Below are 14,056 nucleotides of genomic sequence, written 5' to 3'. Positions count from 1 at the left end.
CATGATCCGCAAACACGCATCCGCCCATTGGGAAGGCACGATCAAGGGGGGCGGCGGCACCATCTCGACCGAGAGCGGTGCGCTCGACGCTCAGCCCTACGGGTTCAACACGCGGTTCGAGGACAAACCGGGCTCGAACCCCGAAGAGCTGATCGGGGCGGCGCACGCGGCGTGCTTCTCGATGGCGCTGTCGCTTGGGCTGGAAGAGGCCGGGGTAAGCGACGTTGTGATCGACACCAAGGCAGAAGTCTCGCTTGAGAAAAAGGACGATGGGTTCGCCGTGACGAAATCGGCCTTGAGCGCGACGGTGAAGGGCACAGGCGACGAGGCCGCGATCCGCAAGGCGGCGGAAGACGCGAAGGCCGGCTGTCCGATCTCCAAGCTGCTGAAGTGCGAGGTCACGCTGGATTTGACGATCGGCTGAGGCCGGTTCGTGTGAGAGGAGAGGGCGCCCCGCGGGGCGCTTTTTCGTTTTCCGGGGGGAGGGTCGGGCGCGGCCCGGGGCTGGTCGCTCCGCGCGATCAGAAATTCTGGGTGGGCTTCTTTAGTCTGCGGTTGATTGTATTGGCTCGGCCTGGATCAGTCCCGTCAGCGGTCCAGGCAGCGAACCCCGCCCTTGTCTCCCGGCCCGGCTTGACGCTACACCCGTGCCAGACCCAAGCCGGAGCTGCCGACCATGAAAATCGCCACGTTCAACATCAACGGCATCAAGGCCCGTCATCAGGCGCTGGTTGACTGGCTCAAGGAAGCCGAGCCCGACGTGGCGCTGCTCCAAGAGATCAAATCGGTCGACGAGGCCTTCCCGCGCGAGCTGTTCGAGGAGCTGGGCTACCAGGTCGAAACCCACGGCCAGAAGAGCTTCAACGGGGTGGCGATCCTGTCGAAGCTGCCGCTCGAGGATGTGACGCGCGGCCTGCCGGGCGATGACAGTGACGAGCAGGCGCGCTGGATCGAGGCGACGGTGGTGGGCGTGCGCGCGGTGCGGCTGTGCGGGCTTTATCTGCCCAACGGCAATCCGGTCGAGTTCGACGACACGGGCGCGCCGCTCGAAGGCGGTAAATACGCCTACAAGCTGAACTGGATGGCGCGGATGAAAGCGCGGGCCGAGGAATTGCTGGCCACTGAAGAGCCGGTCGTGATGGCGGGCGATTACAACATCATCCCGCAGGACGAGGATGCGGCGAAGCCCGAAGCCTGGCGCGGTGATGCGCTGGCGCTGCCGCAAAGCCGGGCGGCTTTTCGCGAGATCCTCAATCTCGGCTTCACAGAGGCTTTCCGTGCTCGCGTGCAGGGGCCGGGGCATTATTCGTTCTGGGATTATCAGGCGGGGGCCTGGCAGAAGAATAACGGCATCCGGATCGACCACCTCCTTTTGTCGCCGCAAGCGGCCGACCTGATGCGAGAGGTGGGCATCGACAAGGAAACCCGCGGCCGCGACAAGCCCTCCGATCATGTCCCGGTCTGGATCGAGCTCGACGCCTGATCCGAATTGCCGCAACGTCACTTCCTCGGCCTCGTCGCGACTGTGCATAGTGGCGGCGGGAGAGAGGAGACTCTGAATGCAAGACAAGATCAGTCGGCACCCGGTGCCGCAACTCGCCGATATGCCCGAGGATATCCGCACGCGGATCGAGGCGGTTCACGAGAAGGCCGGGTTCATCCCGAATATCTTCCTCGCGCTGGCGCACAGGCCCGATGAATTTCGTGCCTTCTTCGCCTATCACGACGCGCTGATGGAAAAGCCCGGCAACCTGACCATTGCCGAGCGCGAGATGATCGTGGTGACGACTTCGGCGGCCAACGAGTGCCAGTATTGCGTGATTGCCCATGGGGCGATCCTGCGGATCCGTGCCAAACACCCGCTGATCGCGGATCAGGTCGCGGTAAACTACCGCAAGTCCGAGATCACGCCCCGGCAGCGCGCGATGCTCGATTTCGCGATGAAGGTGAGCCTGCGGGCCCAAGAAGTCGAGGAGGCCGATTACGAGGCGCTGCGCGCGCATGGGTTCACCGACGACGATATCTGGGATATCGGCGCGATCACCGCGTTTTTCGGCCTGTCGAACCGCTTGGTGAACATGGCCGCGATCCCGCCGAACCCCGAGTTCTACGCGATGGGGCGCTGAGCCCCTCTGGTCTTTGCCCATCCGCGCGGTCTAGGCTCCGGCGAAACCAGCCAGAGGAAACGCGCGATGGGCGAGATCTTGATCCGGGGCGCCGAGGTGATCGTCACGATGGACGGCACCCGGCGCGAGCTGAAGGGCGCGGATCTGCTGATCCGAGACGGGAAGATCGTGGCGGTCGGTCCGGGGCTGCGAAGCGCGGGCGAAGTGGTTGAGGCCAAGGGGTGTGTCGTCACGCCGGGGCTCGTGAACACCCATCATCACCTCTACCAGACGCTGACCCGCGCGGTGCCGGGAGGGCAGGATGCGCTGCTCTTTGGCTGGCTCCAGACGCTCTATCCGATCTGGGCGAAGATGGGCCCCGAGGAGATCCGCGTCTCGGCACAGGTGGGCCTCGCGGAACTGGCTCTGACAGGCTGCACGACCAGCTCGGATCACCTCTACATGTATCCCGGGGGCGCGCGGCTGGAGGATACGATCGAGGCCGCCGCCGAACTGGGCCTGCGTTTTCACCCCACGCGCGGCGCGATGAGCATCGGCGAGAGCGACGGGGGCCTGCCGCCCGACAGTCTGGTGGAGCGCGAAGAAGCGATCCTGAACGACTGTATTCGCGTGATCGACGCTTTCCACGATGCCGGCGAGGGCTCGATGTGCCGGGTTGGGGTCGCGCCGTGCTCACCCTTCTCGGTTTCGCGCGAGCTGATGCGCGATGCGGCCCTGCTGGCGCGCGACAAGGGCGTGATGCTGCACACCCATCTGGCCGAGAATGACGAGGATATTTCCTATTCGCTGGAACAGTTTGGCTGCCGTCCGGGGCAATATGCCGAGGATCTGGGTTGGACGGGTGACGATGTCTGGCACGCGCATTGCGTGAAGCTGGATGGGGCCGAGATCGACCTCTTCGCGCGCTCGCGCACGGGTGTCGCCCATTGCCCGTGCTCGAATTGCCGTCTGGGTTCGGGGATCGCGCCGGTGCGCCAGATGCGCGATGCGGGGGTGAAGGTGGCGCTGGGCGTCGATGGCTCGGCCTCCAACGATGCCGGGAGCCTGATCGGCGAGGCGCGCATGGCGATGCTGTTGCAGCGGGTGCAGAACGGCGCCGATGCGATGGCCGCGCGCGAGGCGCTGGAGATCGCGACGCTGGGCGGCGCGCAGGTTCTCGGTCGGCCCGATTGCGGCGTGCTCGCGCCCGGCAAACGCGCGGATGTGGCGATCTGGGATGTCTCGGGGCTGGAGGCGGCAGGCGCATGGGACCCGGTCGCGGCACTGGTGCTGTGCGGGCCGCCCAAGGTGAAACATCTCCTCGTCGAGGGCCGTCAGATCGTGCGCGACGGACAGGTCACCACCATCGACCTGCCTCGGGTGATCGAGATGCAAAACCGCCTCGCCACGCGCCTCATGGGCTGAATTTCTCGCGCCTCACGCCACCTGCGGCGCTTGAAATCCGCAGCAGGCGACGGCGGTCACCGGCAAGGGCGGCCTCCATCATTCCCGACAGCCCTCCGCGCGCCTTCAGATGCGGGGCGAGTTCGGAATGGCCGAGTTCGGGAAAGATCAGGTGATCGATATGGTCCGCTTGCGGGAAGGGCAGGGCCTGCGCGAGATCATCGCGCGCGCCGTGACACAGGATCGTCCAGCAGCTCTCGGGCGGGACCGGCGCGGTGGGCCATCGGAAATGTGTGATCCTGCACGTCCAGCGCACCCAGCGTTTCTCTGGGGGTATGCCGTCGGGCGCCACGGAGTATTGCGGCCCCAGAGCGAGCACCGTGTCGATCTTGAGAACCTGCGTTGCCGCGAGCGCCGAGAAGGCTCCCATGGAAAGCCCCACCGCCGCGACGCGCCGAACCGGGCGGCGCGCGGTGACCTGCTCCAGCGCCGTCCGCAGGGCCGCGGCAAAGCCCGGATCATTCGCCCAGCTGCGGTGCGTATCCACCACGAACAGCGCCCGGCGCGGATGGGCTGGCGTGCCGCGCCCGGTGGCGGTCGCCACGAATTCGGGCGAGGGCGGGCGGGCCGCATCATGACCGATCGAGGAGAAGGCGATCACCAGATCCTCGCCAGTGCCATCGAGAAAATCGACGCTGTAGGGGGCGCTGTGATGGAGGCGCTCGAACTGCATCCGGCCTCAGCCCAGCACCGCAGGCAGAAGGAGCCGCACGCGCAGCCCCGGCGCGATGTTTTCCAGCTCCAGCGCGCCGCCCACGGCCTCGGCGATCTCCGCCGAGATCGAGAGACCCAGCCCATGTCCGCCCTGATCGGCCCGCGCTCCGCGCTTGCGCATCTCGTCGATCCGCGAAGGCTCGATCCCCGGCCCGTCATCCTCGACCGCAATCTCGATCTGCGCGCCCAGATCGCGGGCGCGGATCGTGACGTGGCTCTTGGCGTGGCGGCTCGCATTCTCGACGATCGCGCCAAGCGCCTCGGTCAGGTCGTCGGCGTCGATCGCGGCGAGAGGGGCGCCGTTCGCATCGATCTGCCAGCTCAGTTCCGCGCCTTGCGGAGTGCGGCTGACGACCGAGACGACGCGTTCGATCACCGGGCCCACCCGCGTTTTCGCCGCCCGGCTGCGTCCTGCAAGGCGCGTTCGGGTCAGCTCGCGGTCGACATGGCGGCTCATCGCGGCGGCGATTTCCTCGATCGAGCGGGCCGCGCCGTCCTGCCCGCTCTCGCGCAGCCGATCGGCCTCGCCCAGAAGCGCCTGAAGCGGCGTCTTGAACCCATGCGCGAGATCGGCAGCGCGGCGGCGGGCGCGGTCGAGCTCGTCTTCGCGCGCCGCGATCAGCGCATCGACCTCGGCCACGAGCGGGGCCACCTCCTTCGGGAAATCCTCGCCCATCCGGTTCTGTTTGCCCGAGCGCACCGCCGCGACGCGCTCGCCGATCGTCGCGAGCGGGCGCAGGCCGATGAACAGCTGGGCCCAGCCTGCCGCGATCAGCGCCGCCGCGAGGATCGCGTTATAGGGCAGAAGGTCGCGCAGGAAAGCGCGTCGGGCCTCTTCGAGATCGGCGGTGGTCAGCGCGGCCGCCACGCGGCTCACACCGCCGCCAAGGCGGTCGGGAAGTGTCACGATCCGCTCAAGCGTCAGCAACGCGCCGCCCGACGGGTCAGGCAGGATATGGGTGTGGATCTGCCCGTCGGGCAGCTCATCGGGGGGCAGCGGCAGCACGTAGTCCCACAGCGAGCGCGAGCGCAACACCGCCGTACCGGTATCGACCTGCCAGTAGAGGCCGCTTAACGGCTGCTCGAAACGCGGATCGGTGGGAGGTGTCTCAAGCCCAAGCGCGCCCTGCGCATCGCGCCCGAGCCCAGCCACGACCTGATCCAGCTGAACCGAGAGTTCCGCCTCGGAACGGCGCTGGACATGGGCCGCGAAAAGTGTGGTCAGCGCCGCCGAGGTGAAGGCCAGCGCCACGACCACCGCCACCGCCCCCGCAAGCGCAAGCCGCAGGTGCAGCGAGGGCCGCGTCACGCGCCGCTCCCTTCGAGGAAATAGCCAAATCCGCGCCGGGTGCCGATCACGCCGGGGCCGAGTTTGCGCCTGAGCCGCGCGATCACCGCTTCAAGCGCATTCGCCTCGCGCGCGTCATCGTCGCCATAGAGATGTTCGAGCAGCTCTGTCGGCGGCACCACCCGGTCGCGATGGAGCATCAGGTAAGACAGTAGCCGATATTCGAGTGCCGTGGCAGGCACGGGAACACCGTGGATCGAGACGCTCATGCGGTTTGCATCGAGCATCAGCTCGCCCGCGCTCTGCATCGCGGTGGCGCGACCGGCCGAGCGCCGGATCAGCGCGCGCGCCCGCGCGATCACCTCCTCCATGCGGAAGGGTTTGGGCAGGTAGTCGTCCGCGCCCGCGTCGATCCCCTCGACCCGCTCGGTCCAGGCGCCGCGTGCGGTCAGCACCAGCACCGGCATATCGCGACCATTGGCGCGCCATTTCTTGAGAACGCTCAGCCCGTCCATTCCGGGCAGGCCGAGATCGAGGATCACGAGGTCATAGGATTCGGTGTCGCCGAGGAACCACGCGTCCTCGCCATCGTCGCAGATCTCCACGAGGAAGCCCGCCGCCTCCAGCGCCGTTTTCAGATCTGCCGCGATCCGCTGGTCATCCTCGACCGCCAAGACGCGCATCAATTCCCCTCGTCGAGACCGCTTTTCCCTGCCTTAGCAATCGGCAAACCGGTGGCGGCGTCAACCTCGAGTTCAAGAAGACGGCCTTCGGGGGTGATTAGCTTGAGCGCGTAGATGTAGCGGTCCGCAATCTGTTCGAGATCGACCTTGATGACGCGCCCGCGCTGATATTCACGCAAGGTGGCGAGGATGCGGTTGAGCGGCAGGATCTCGTTGCGTTCCACCGCCGAGCGGGCGCGGTCATGATCCGCTGCGCTCGCACCGCCACCATTGCCCCCGCCATTGCCGCCTCCGCCATTGCCCGCGCCGCCGCCCGAACGCTGGGCGAGGGCCGGACTGGCCAGCAGCAATACAAGAAGGAAGGTGACGACGGATTTCATCCGGACTCCATAGCCAAACGGACCTGACAGGACGCTGACAGCGCGCGTCAGGATGGTGTCAGGGCGAGCATGGCAGGACGGGGTCATCGAGGCAAACACGCCTCACAGCGATTCGTAGGAGTACGACATGAAACGCACCATTCTCTTCACCACCGCGCTCACCGCGGCCCTCGGTCTGGCCTCGCTCTCGCCCGCTCTGGCGCAAGGGCCGAACGGATCGGGCGGCGGCAAGGGCGCTGGCGGCGGAGCCGGTGTCTCGGCGCAATCGGGCGATGTGCTGCAGCTCAAGACGCAGACCCGCACCCGCACCCAGACGCAGACGCAAAATCGCTACCAGATTCGCGATGGCGAACTGGGTCTGGGCACGGTGAGCGCCTATCGCGACCAACTGCGCGATGCGGTCCGCATCCGGAATTCCTGGGTGACCGACACGATCGAGACCGTCGAGGAGTGATCGCCGGTGACGGTCGCGCCGTCCGCCTCCGGCCGTGATGCGGCGAGAGGCACCCGCTCGGCCAGAAGCCGGGAAGGTTAGGGAGGGCGCGACCGTTGCCGTCCGGACGCCGCTGCGGCGTGCCGGGACATAGGGGCCGTTGGTGATGCCTGTCATCACCTGCGCGACGCGAGGAGTGCCCGCCCGGCTCTCTTTCCTCGCGGCGGCGGTCCTGACCCCGGCAGCCGCGATGCGGCTCCTGCGGGGGGCTGCGGAGCGTCGCTTGGCGCGCTCCGCAAGCCTGCCTCCGATCCTGACCCACCCGCTGGGCTCCCCCGAGGGGGCGTCTTGCAGGCGCGTCAGGCGCCAGATCGATACCATGCACGGGCCTCGTTCCCCGGGCCTTCAGGCCCTCACCCCACCCCTGGCCGCGCATGGTCGGGCAAGCCCCCAACCCCTGTCCCCCGGGGCTTGCCCGAAAATTCCTTCGCAATCTTCGAGGCAGTCGGGCCGTGGTTCCATCCTGTTCGCGATTGCCGCCTGCGTCTCGCGGCGATGCTCTATCCCGATCTCTGCGCTTTTCGGTGCTGCGGCAGAATGAACTCTTGCGTTCACCCGTCGCATTCTTAATCTCTCACCCGAATGCGAGGTTTCGTGAGGGACGCGTGAGACGCTCGACAGAACGAATGGCCCGATGGTTGGTTTCGGGGCGGGTGCTTGCACTCGTCGCGATGCTGCTTCAGGCCCTGTTCTATGCCGACCATATCGGCGCCGCGGCAGCGGCCGAGTTCGGGCGCGCAGCGCCCGGTGCGCGTCTCGGTCTCCTCCAGATCTGTACGGGCGAGGGGATCGTCCTGATGACGCCGGACGGGCGGGTCGTTTCGAACCCGACCGCGCCCGCCGGGTCGACGGGACATGGCCATGGCTCCAACAGCGATTGTGCCGTCTGCTCGAGTGCGAGCGTGTGCGGTTTCGACGCGCCGAAGGCCACTCCCCTGCCGATCTTCGCGGCCCAGCTGGCCCCCGCGCCCTTCTTGTCCCTTCGGGCGCAGGCCGGGCTCAAGCTGCACCGCGATACCCAGACCCCGATCCGGGCTCCTCCCGTAGGCTGATCGCGGCCCTTCGCGACCCGTTATCCGTGGGCGCGCATGAACCGCATGCACATCAAATCGTGACATTCAGCTTAATGACATCGGCTTTGCCGGGTACCGACATGCCCCGCGTTCAAGGCCTAGGAGGAAAACCATGAACCGCCGTACCTTCCTGCTCACCACTTCGACCGGGGTCGCTCTCGCCGCCGCACAAAGCGCGGATGCCGAGGGCCAGATGATGCAGCAGATGCCCTGGGAATGGACCGACGAGAACGGTCTCGCCCGTTTTCTGAAGAAAGACACCAACCCGCTCGAGAACGAGTTCGAGAAATATCCGCGCTGCCCCTATTGCGGCATGATGCGCCAGATGTTCAGCCATACCCGTCAACTCATCGTCTATGAGGACGACACGGTTGACGGAACCTGCTCGATCCACTGCTCGGCGATCTCGCTGTCGATCAACATGGATCGCGGTCCGAAGACGATCTACGCCGGCGATGCAGGCTCGGACGAGAAGATCAAGCCGCTGGCCGATACCGCCACCATGACCTTCGTGATCGACAGCACCAAGCCCGGTACGATGACCGGCTCGTCGAAATGGGCCTATGCCGACAAGGCCAAAGCCGAGGCGGCCGCATCGGCTGGCGCCCAGTTGACCGATTTCGACGGAGCGCTGACGGTGGCCTATGTCGACATGGCCAAGGACACGATCAACATCCGCAAGCGCCGCGCCGAGCGTCGCCTGAAAGCGGGCGAGATGAAAAAGCCCGAGTAAGGCCGCGTCCCTCGACGAGCGGGGCCGGAGAGATCCGGTCCCGTCTCCCTGCCGACACGATCCGCGAGGTCCGCCGCCCCGGCGATGACCGCCCCGCGCCCGAAAGGAAACTCCCCTGATGTGCAATCACCAGAACCCGCGCCCCTCGCGCCGCCGGATGCTGAGCCTGATGGCCGCCTCGACCGCGGCGCTGGGGCTGGGTGTGCGCCCGCGCCTCGCGCAGGCCGCCGCCACCCCGATCGACCTGCCGAAACCCGGCCCCAAGGATACCTGCCCGGTCTGCGGCATGTTCGTGGCCAAATATCCCGAATGGGTCGCGACCGTGCTTTATGCCGACGGCCATGCCGATCACTTCGACGGGGCGAAGGATTTCTTTAAATACCTGCACGATATGGAGAAATACGCGCAGGGTCGCACCGCCGATCAGATCACCGGGATGGGCGTGACCGAGTATTACTCGCTCAAGATGATCGAGGCGCATGGGGCGATCTACGCGATCGGCTCGGATGTGCTCGGTCCGATGGGGCATGAACTGATCCCGCTGATGAACGAGGCCGATGCGAGCGACTTCCTGAAGGACCATAAGGGCAAGCGGACGCTCGCCTTTGACGAGGTCAAGGACGATCTCCTGACACGTCTCGATAACGGCCAGACCGACTGATGCAGGTCCGCCGTCTCACGACCCCGGTGTTCCTCGCTCTCGGTGCGCTTGGCGCGCTGTTGGCGATCGAACTCTATTACACCGCTTTCGCCAGTGCTGCGCGCAACACGCGGCTGGCGAAGGAAGCGGGGCTCGTGCGGGCGCTGGGTTTGACCGACACGGCGCTGTTCACCGAGGCGCGCTATACCCGCCATCCCGCGCTTGCCGATCTCAATACCCCCTTTCAGGATCACCCGATGGGCTTTGACCACTTTCCCTCGGGCACGATCGTGCCGGTGCCGGATCTGCCCGGGAATGGCTGGCTGATCTTCCAACCGGAGGCCAAGAAATGACCCCGTGGCTTCGCCGCCAGCGCGCGCTGGCCGATTACACGCTCGCATCGCTCGCGCGGCGCAAAGGCAAGAATATCGCGCTGGTCGCTGTCTATGCGATCGTCGTTTTCGTGCTGGCCTCGGCGATGTTCTTCGCGGCCTCGCTGCGGTTAGAGACCTCTGCGGTGCTGCGCGACGCACCCGAGGTGACGGTGCAGAAGATCACGATGGGACGGCAGGATCTGATCGACGGCGCGGTGGCCGACGAGATCGGCAAGATCCGCGGCGTGACTTCGGCCAAGCCCCGGCTCTGGGGCTATTATTATGACCGGATCGTGGGGGCCAATTACACGGTGATGGTGCCCGACGATCCCGAGATGATCCCCGAACCCGGTTCGGTCATCGTGGGCGAAGGCATCCCGCGCGCGCGTGGCTTCAAATGGTCCGGCGCGCCCTTGTTCCTCTCGCGCTACGAGGGCGATCTGAAACGTTTCAACGTCGCGCGCGCCTTCGAGAGCGACTCCGCGCTGATGACCTCGGATCTGATGCTGATGAACGAGACCGATTTCCGCGATTTCTTCGAGATCCCGGCCGGCCTTTATACCGATGTCGTGGCCACGGTCCGCAACCCCAACGAGGTCGCCACCATCGTCGAGAAGGGTTCGAACGCGCTGCCGCAGATGCGCTTCGTCACCCGCAGCGATATCGAGCGCACCTATCAGAAGCTCTTCGATTGGCGCGAGGGCTTGCTGGCCGCTCTGGCCGCCGCGGGCATCCTCGCCTTCGTGATCTTCGCGGCTGAAAAGGCCTCGGGCCTCTCGGCCGAGGAAATGCGCGAGATCGGTATTCTCAAGGCGGTGGGCTGGGACACGCGCGACGTGATCGCGATGAAGCTCTGGGAGGGTGGGTTGGTCTCGCTCGGGGCGTTCCTGCTCGGCACCGTGACCGCCTTTGCTCATGTGTTCTTCTTCGGCGCGCCGCTCTTTGCGCCGATCCTGAAAGGTTGGGCGGTGATCTATCCCGATTTCGCCCTCGCGCCGCATGTGGATGGGCTCGAGCTTCTGACCTTGGCGCTTCTGACCATCGTGCCTTACATCGCCGCGACGCTGGTGCCGATCTGGCGCGTGGCCTCGGGCGATCCCGATGCGGTCATGCGGTGAGGAGGGAACGATGATCACACTCACATCCGTCACCAAGCTCTATAACGAGGGCCGCCCGAACGAGGTGCAGGCGCTCAAGGGGATCGACCTGGAGATCGCGCGCGACGCGATCACTGTGCTGAAAGGGCCGTCGGGCTCGGGCAAGACGACGTTGCTGTCGATCGTGGCCTGCATGGCGCGGCCCACCACGGGGCGCGTGACGCTCGACGGCGAGGTGGTCTCGGGCTTGCCCGAACGCTTCCTGACCGAGCTGCGCCGGACCACTTTCGGTTTTGTCTTCCAGCGCTTCAACCTGATCCGGGGCCTTTCGGTGATCGAGAACGTGATGCTGCCTGCGGCACCCTTGGGGGGCGATCATGCCACGGTGCGCGAGCGTGCGCTGGAGCGGCTCGCGGCGCTCGATCTCGCCGACAAGGCCACGATGCCGGTCGAGTTCCTCTCGGGCGGCGAGACCCAGCGCGCCGCCATCGCCCGCGCCCTCATCAACGACGCGCCCATCGTGATCGCGGACGAACCCACCGCGAACCTCGACACCGAACTGACGATGCGTTTTCTCGAGATCGTCCGCGCTCTTCGGGCCGAGGGCAAGACCGTCATCATGACCTCGCATGACCCGCGTATCTGGGATGCGGAAGGGGTGGATGCGGTGGTCGAGATGCGCGACGGCGCGATCTTCGGAGAATTCGCATGATCTTCCAGACCCCGATCATGGCGCTTTTGCTGGTGGCGGGACTGGCTAGCCTCACCGCGCTCTGGTCCGGCGGCTTCGCGGTACAGGTGCTGCGGCGCTGGAACCTCGCCGATATGAGCCGCGCGCAGCTGCAACGCGAACGCGCGACCGAGCTGGTCTCGACCCTCTTCGCCGCCGTGATGCTGGCGGAGCTGGCGGCGCTTTTGCTGTTCGTCTTCAATGCCGACCGGATGGCGTCGCTCTTCGTGGGCGCGATGTGCGCGGTGGGCACGCTGAACGTGAACGGCTATGGCTTCCCGGCGCTGTATCTCAAGATCGGGGTGTTCTTTGCGGCCGTGCTCTGGCTGATGCTGGACCGCGCCGACCGGATGGGTCGCGACTATCCGCTGACCCGTGTGAAATACGGCGTGCTGCTGGCCATCGTGCCGCTGGTGCTGGCCGATGCTGGCACGGAGCTCGCCTATTTCCTCAACATGCACACCGACGTCATCACCTCCTGTTGTTCCAAGCTGTTCACGCCTGCCAATGCGGGGCTCGCCAATGAGATGGCTTCGATCGGGCCGGGCGCCTCGCTGTGGCTGCTGGGCGGAGCCGGAGTGTTCGTTGCAGCAACGGGGGGCTTCGCGCTCTGGCGGGGCAGGGGGTTCGGGCTTTATGCGCTGGCCTCGGTACTGATGTTTGCGCTGGCGCTGACGGCGGTGGTCTCGGTGATCTCGCCCTATATCTACGAATACCCCAACCACCATTGCCCGTTCTGCATCCTCAAGCCGGAATACAATTATTACGGCTACGCGCTTTACATCCCTCTGTTTCTTGGCACGGGGCTCGGCGTGGGCGCGGGGATGCTGTCGCTGTTTCGCAGCCGTGAGAGCCTCGCGGAAAAGCTGCCCGCGATGATCCGGCGGCAGGTGATCTGGTCGATGGCGGGGTTCGCGGGCTTCGGGCTGGCGACGCTTTATGCGATTGCCTCCTCGAACCTCATCATCTTCGGGTGAGCTTCCTGCGGGAAACCCCACTCACGGGCTTTTCCCTAGTCAGGCCAAACCTTTTGGGCTAGATTCCTCCCTAGACCCGGCAAACGGGCGCATTCGAGGCAGAAACGGCAGTATAGCCCATGACAGAAATGGCATTCGGCACCGTCCCCGTGCGGGCCGGTGAACCCATCCTTCCAAAGTGGTGGCGCACCATCGACAAATGGGCGCTTGGCGCAGTGATGATGCTTTTCGGCCTTGGCATGTTGCTGGGGCTCGCGGCTTCGGTGCCGCTGGCCGAGCGCAACGGGCTCGAGCCCTTCTACTACGTCAAGCGACAGGCCGCGTTCGGTACGCTCGCGCTGGTGGTGATGTTCGCGATGTCGCTGCTTGATCCCAAGCAGATCCGCCGCATCGGCGTGATCGGCTTTGCCGGCGCCTTCATTGCGGTGCTGATGCTACCGGTGCTGGGCACGGATTTCGGCAAGGGGGCCGTGCGCTGGTATTCCTTCGGCTTTGCCTCGATCCAGCCTTCGGAGTTTCTCAAGCCCGGTTTCGTTATCATTTCAGCATGGTTCATGGCTGCGGCCCATGAACTCGGCGGCCCCAAGGGGCGGCTCTATTCCTTCCTGCTGATGGCGATCATCGTGGTCGCGCTCGCGCTGCAACCGGATTTCGGGCAGGCGTCGCTCGTGCTGTTCGCCTGGTCGGTGATGTATTTCATCTCGGGAGCGCCGATCGCGCTGCTGACGGGGATCGGGGCGCTCACCGTCGCGGGGGGCTTCTTCGCCTATAACGTCTCGGAGCACTTCGCGCGCCGGATCAACGGGTTCCTTTCGACCGAGGTCGATCCGCGCACCCAGATCGGCTACGCCACGAACGCCATTCAAGAGGGTGGGTTCTTCGGCGTCGGCGTGGGGCAGGGATCGGTGAAATGGTCGCTGCCCGATGCGCATACCGATTTCATCATCGCGGTCGCGGCCGAGGAATACGGGCTGATCCTCGTGCTGTGCATCATCGCGCTCTACGCGACGGTGGTGATCCGCTCGATGCTGCGCTTGATGCGCGAGCGCGACCCGTTCACCCGTCTGGCGGGCGCGGGTCTGGCCTGCGCTTTCGGCGTTCAGGCGATCATCAACATGGGCGTCGCGGTGCGTCTTCTGCCCGCGAAAGGCATGACTTTGCCGTTCGTCAGCTACGGGGGCTCTTCGGTCATTGCCTCGGGGATCGCGGTGGGTATGTTGCTCGCGCTGACTCGCACCCGGCCGCAAGGGCAGATTTCGGATATTCTCGCCCGGCGCGGTCGCTAACACCTCGAGGGAGGGGGAT

At 65.8% G+C, this 14,056-nt stretch carries 17 protein-coding genes; 13 read left to right on the top strand and 4 right to left on the bottom strand.

Features of this window, described 5'->3' with window-relative positions; genetic code table 11:
• Position 1: 1 nt before the first annotated feature.
• The 4 genes from BMG00_RS10600 to BMG00_RS10585 all read left to right on the top strand — a co-directional run bounded on the left by BMG00_RS10600 (position 2) and on the right by BMG00_RS10585 (position 3,530).
• Positions 2-424 (top strand): OsmC family peroxiredoxin, encoded by a 423-nt coding sequence (locus BMG00_RS10600; RefSeq protein ID WP_078529773.1) that lies wholly within the window; start codon positions 2-4, stop codon positions 422-424.
• A 252-nt stretch (positions 425-676) separates the two neighbouring features.
• Complete coding sequence (gene xth, locus BMG00_RS10595) at positions 677-1,483, top strand: exodeoxyribonuclease III (RefSeq protein WP_078529771.1); 807 nt, start codon at positions 677-679, stop codon at positions 1,481-1,483.
• Positions 1,484-1,559: 76 nt separating this feature from the next.
• Entirely contained in the window at positions 1,560-2,126 is a 567-nt protein-coding gene (locus BMG00_RS10590; RefSeq protein WP_078574330.1) for a peroxidase-related enzyme, read from the top strand.
• A gap of 66 nt (positions 2,127-2,192) precedes the next feature.
• The gene (locus tag BMG00_RS10585) at positions 2,193-3,530 is read left to right on the top strand and encodes an 8-oxoguanine deaminase (RefSeq protein WP_078574329.1); all 1,338 of its coding nucleotides are present in this window, start codon (positions 2,193-2,195) and stop codon (positions 3,528-3,530) included.
• Here the strand turns inward: BMG00_RS10585 and BMG00_RS10580 are convergent.
• The 4 genes from BMG00_RS10580 to BMG00_RS10565 are packed head-to-tail and all read right to left on the bottom strand — an operon-like array spanning position 3,520 to position 6,634.
• Positions 3,520-4,242 carry an alpha/beta fold hydrolase gene (locus BMG00_RS10580; RefSeq protein WP_078574328.1) on the bottom strand — a complete coding sequence of 241 codons (723 nt, stop codon included), beginning with the start codon at positions 4,240-4,242 and terminating at the stop codon, positions 3,520-3,522. The two genes, BMG00_RS10585 and BMG00_RS10580, sit on opposite strands and share 11 nt — an antisense overlap.
• A gap of 6 nt (positions 4,243-4,248) precedes the next feature.
• Positions 4,249-5,592 (bottom strand): sensor histidine kinase, encoded by a 1,344-nt coding sequence (locus tag BMG00_RS10575; protein WP_078574327.1) that lies wholly within the window; start codon positions 5,590-5,592, stop codon positions 4,249-4,251.
• Positions 5,589-6,254 (bottom strand): response regulator transcription factor, encoded by a 666-nt coding sequence (locus BMG00_RS10570; RefSeq protein ID WP_078529760.1) that lies wholly within the window; start codon positions 6,252-6,254, stop codon positions 5,589-5,591. Before BMG00_RS10570 ends, BMG00_RS10575 begins: the two co-directional genes overlap by 4 nt.
• Positions 6,254-6,634 (bottom strand): PepSY domain-containing protein, encoded by a 381-nt coding sequence (locus BMG00_RS10565; RefSeq protein ID WP_146642600.1) that lies wholly within the window; start codon positions 6,632-6,634, stop codon positions 6,254-6,256. Before BMG00_RS10565 ends, BMG00_RS10570 begins: the two co-directional genes overlap by 1 nt.
• Positions 6,635-6,761: 127 nt before the next feature.
• Between BMG00_RS10565 and BMG00_RS10560 the strand changes: the two genes are divergently transcribed.
• The 9 genes from BMG00_RS10560 (at position 6,762) to BMG00_RS10520 (ending at position 14,037) form a co-directional block, all read left to right on the top strand.
• Positions 6,762-7,088, top strand: coding sequence for a hypothetical protein (locus tag BMG00_RS10560; protein ID WP_078529758.1), 327 nt, complete (start codon positions 6,762-6,764; stop codon positions 7,086-7,088).
• A gap of 665 nt (positions 7,089-7,753) precedes the next feature.
• The gene (locus tag BMG00_RS10555) at positions 7,754-8,179 is read left to right on the top strand and encodes a DUF2946 family protein (protein ID WP_078529756.1); all 426 of its coding nucleotides are present in this window, start codon (positions 7,754-7,756) and stop codon (positions 8,177-8,179) included.
• 133 nt (positions 8,180-8,312) lie between these two features.
• A complete protein-coding gene (locus tag BMG00_RS10550) occupies positions 8,313-8,933 on the top strand; it encodes a nitrous oxide reductase accessory protein NosL (RefSeq protein ID WP_078574326.1) in 621 nt (206 codons plus the stop codon).
• A 118-nt stretch (positions 8,934-9,051) separates the two neighbouring features.
• Positions 9,052-9,594: a nitrous oxide reductase accessory protein NosL gene (locus BMG00_RS10545; protein ID WP_078529752.1), complete on the top strand. Its 543-nt coding sequence runs from the start codon at positions 9,052-9,054 to the stop codon at positions 9,592-9,594.
• Positions 9,594-9,926 carry a hypothetical protein gene (locus BMG00_RS10540; RefSeq protein WP_078529750.1) on the top strand — a complete coding sequence of 111 codons (333 nt, stop codon included), beginning with the start codon at positions 9,594-9,596 and terminating at the stop codon, positions 9,924-9,926. The genes BMG00_RS10545 and BMG00_RS10540 overlap by 1 nt, the downstream gene beginning before the upstream one ends.
• Positions 9,923-11,065 carry an ABC transporter permease gene (locus BMG00_RS10535; protein WP_078529748.1) on the top strand — a complete coding sequence of 381 codons (1,143 nt, stop codon included), beginning with the start codon at positions 9,923-9,925 and terminating at the stop codon, positions 11,063-11,065. Before BMG00_RS10540 ends, BMG00_RS10535 begins: the two co-directional genes overlap by 4 nt.
• 10 nt (positions 11,066-11,075) lie before the next feature.
• The gene (locus BMG00_RS10530; protein WP_078574325.1) at positions 11,076-11,756 is read left to right on the top strand and encodes an ABC transporter ATP-binding protein; all 681 of its coding nucleotides are present in this window, start codon (positions 11,076-11,078) and stop codon (positions 11,754-11,756) included.
• Positions 11,753-12,751: a hypothetical protein gene (locus BMG00_RS10525; RefSeq protein WP_078529744.1), complete on the top strand. Its 999-nt coding sequence runs from the start codon at positions 11,753-11,755 to the stop codon at positions 12,749-12,751. Before BMG00_RS10530 ends, BMG00_RS10525 begins: the two co-directional genes overlap by 4 nt.
• Before the next feature lie 119 nt (positions 12,752-12,870).
• Entirely contained in the window at positions 12,871-14,037 is a 1,167-nt protein-coding gene (locus BMG00_RS10520; RefSeq protein WP_078529742.1) for a peptidoglycan glycosyltransferase FtsW, read from the top strand.
• Positions 14,038-14,056: the final 19 nt, after the last annotated feature.

The sequence above is a fragment of the Thioclava marina genome (genome assembly GCF_002020135.1).
Lineage (GTDB): Bacteria > Pseudomonadota > Alphaproteobacteria > Rhodobacterales > Rhodobacteraceae > Thioclava > Thioclava marina.
This window is presented reverse-complemented; position numbering and strand designations above follow the sequence as displayed.

What these genes read in the sequence shown, in the direction of transcription:
- BMG00_RS10555 (WP_078529756.1), top strand. Translation starts at nt 7,754, where the DNA reads ATGGCCCGATGGTTGGTTTCGGGGCGGGTGCTTGCACTCGTCGCGATG.
- xth (WP_078529771.1), top strand. Translation starts at nt 677, where the DNA reads ATGAAAATCGCCACGTTCAACATCAACGGCATCAAGGCCCGTCATCAG.
- BMG00_RS10585 (WP_078574329.1), top strand. Translation starts at nt 2,193, where the DNA reads ATGGGCGAGATCTTGATCCGGGGCGCCGAGGTGATCGTCACGATGGAC.
- BMG00_RS10600 (WP_078529773.1), top strand. Translation starts at nt 2, where the DNA reads ATGATCCGCAAACACGCATCCGCCCATTGGGAAGGCACGATCAAGGGG.
- BMG00_RS10530 (WP_078574325.1), top strand. Translation starts at nt 11,076, where the DNA reads ATGATCACACTCACATCCGTCACCAAGCTCTATAACGAGGGCCGCCCG.
- BMG00_RS10550 (WP_078574326.1), top strand. Translation starts at nt 8,313, where the DNA reads ATGAACCGCCGTACCTTCCTGCTCACCACTTCGACCGGGGTCGCTCTC.
- BMG00_RS10545 (WP_078529752.1), top strand. Translation starts at nt 9,052, where the DNA reads ATGTGCAATCACCAGAACCCGCGCCCCTCGCGCCGCCGGATGCTGAGC.
- BMG00_RS10570 (WP_078529760.1), bottom strand. Translation starts at nt 6,254, where the DNA reads ATGCGCGTCTTGGCGGTCGAGGATGACCAGCGGATCGCGGCAGATCTG.
- BMG00_RS10520 (WP_078529742.1), top strand. Translation starts at nt 12,871, where the DNA reads ATGACAGAAATGGCATTCGGCACCGTCCCCGTGCGGGCCGGTGAACCC.
- BMG00_RS10540 (WP_078529750.1), top strand. Translation starts at nt 9,594, where the DNA reads ATGCAGGTCCGCCGTCTCACGACCCCGGTGTTCCTCGCTCTCGGTGCG.
- BMG00_RS10525 (WP_078529744.1), top strand. Translation starts at nt 11,753, where the DNA reads ATGATCTTCCAGACCCCGATCATGGCGCTTTTGCTGGTGGCGGGACTG.
- BMG00_RS10580 (WP_078574328.1), bottom strand. Translation starts at nt 4,242, where the DNA reads ATGCAGTTCGAGCGCCTCCATCACAGCGCCCCCTACAGCGTCGATTTT.
- BMG00_RS10560 (WP_078529758.1), top strand. Translation starts at nt 6,762, where the DNA reads ATGAAACGCACCATTCTCTTCACCACCGCGCTCACCGCGGCCCTCGGT.
- BMG00_RS10565 (WP_146642600.1), bottom strand. Translation starts at nt 6,634, where the DNA reads ATGAAATCCGTCGTCACCTTCCTTCTTGTATTGCTGCTGGCCAGTCCG.
- BMG00_RS10590 (WP_078574330.1), top strand. Translation starts at nt 1,560, where the DNA reads ATGCAAGACAAGATCAGTCGGCACCCGGTGCCGCAACTCGCCGATATG.
- BMG00_RS10535 (WP_078529748.1), top strand. Translation starts at nt 9,923, where the DNA reads ATGACCCCGTGGCTTCGCCGCCAGCGCGCGCTGGCCGATTACACGCTC.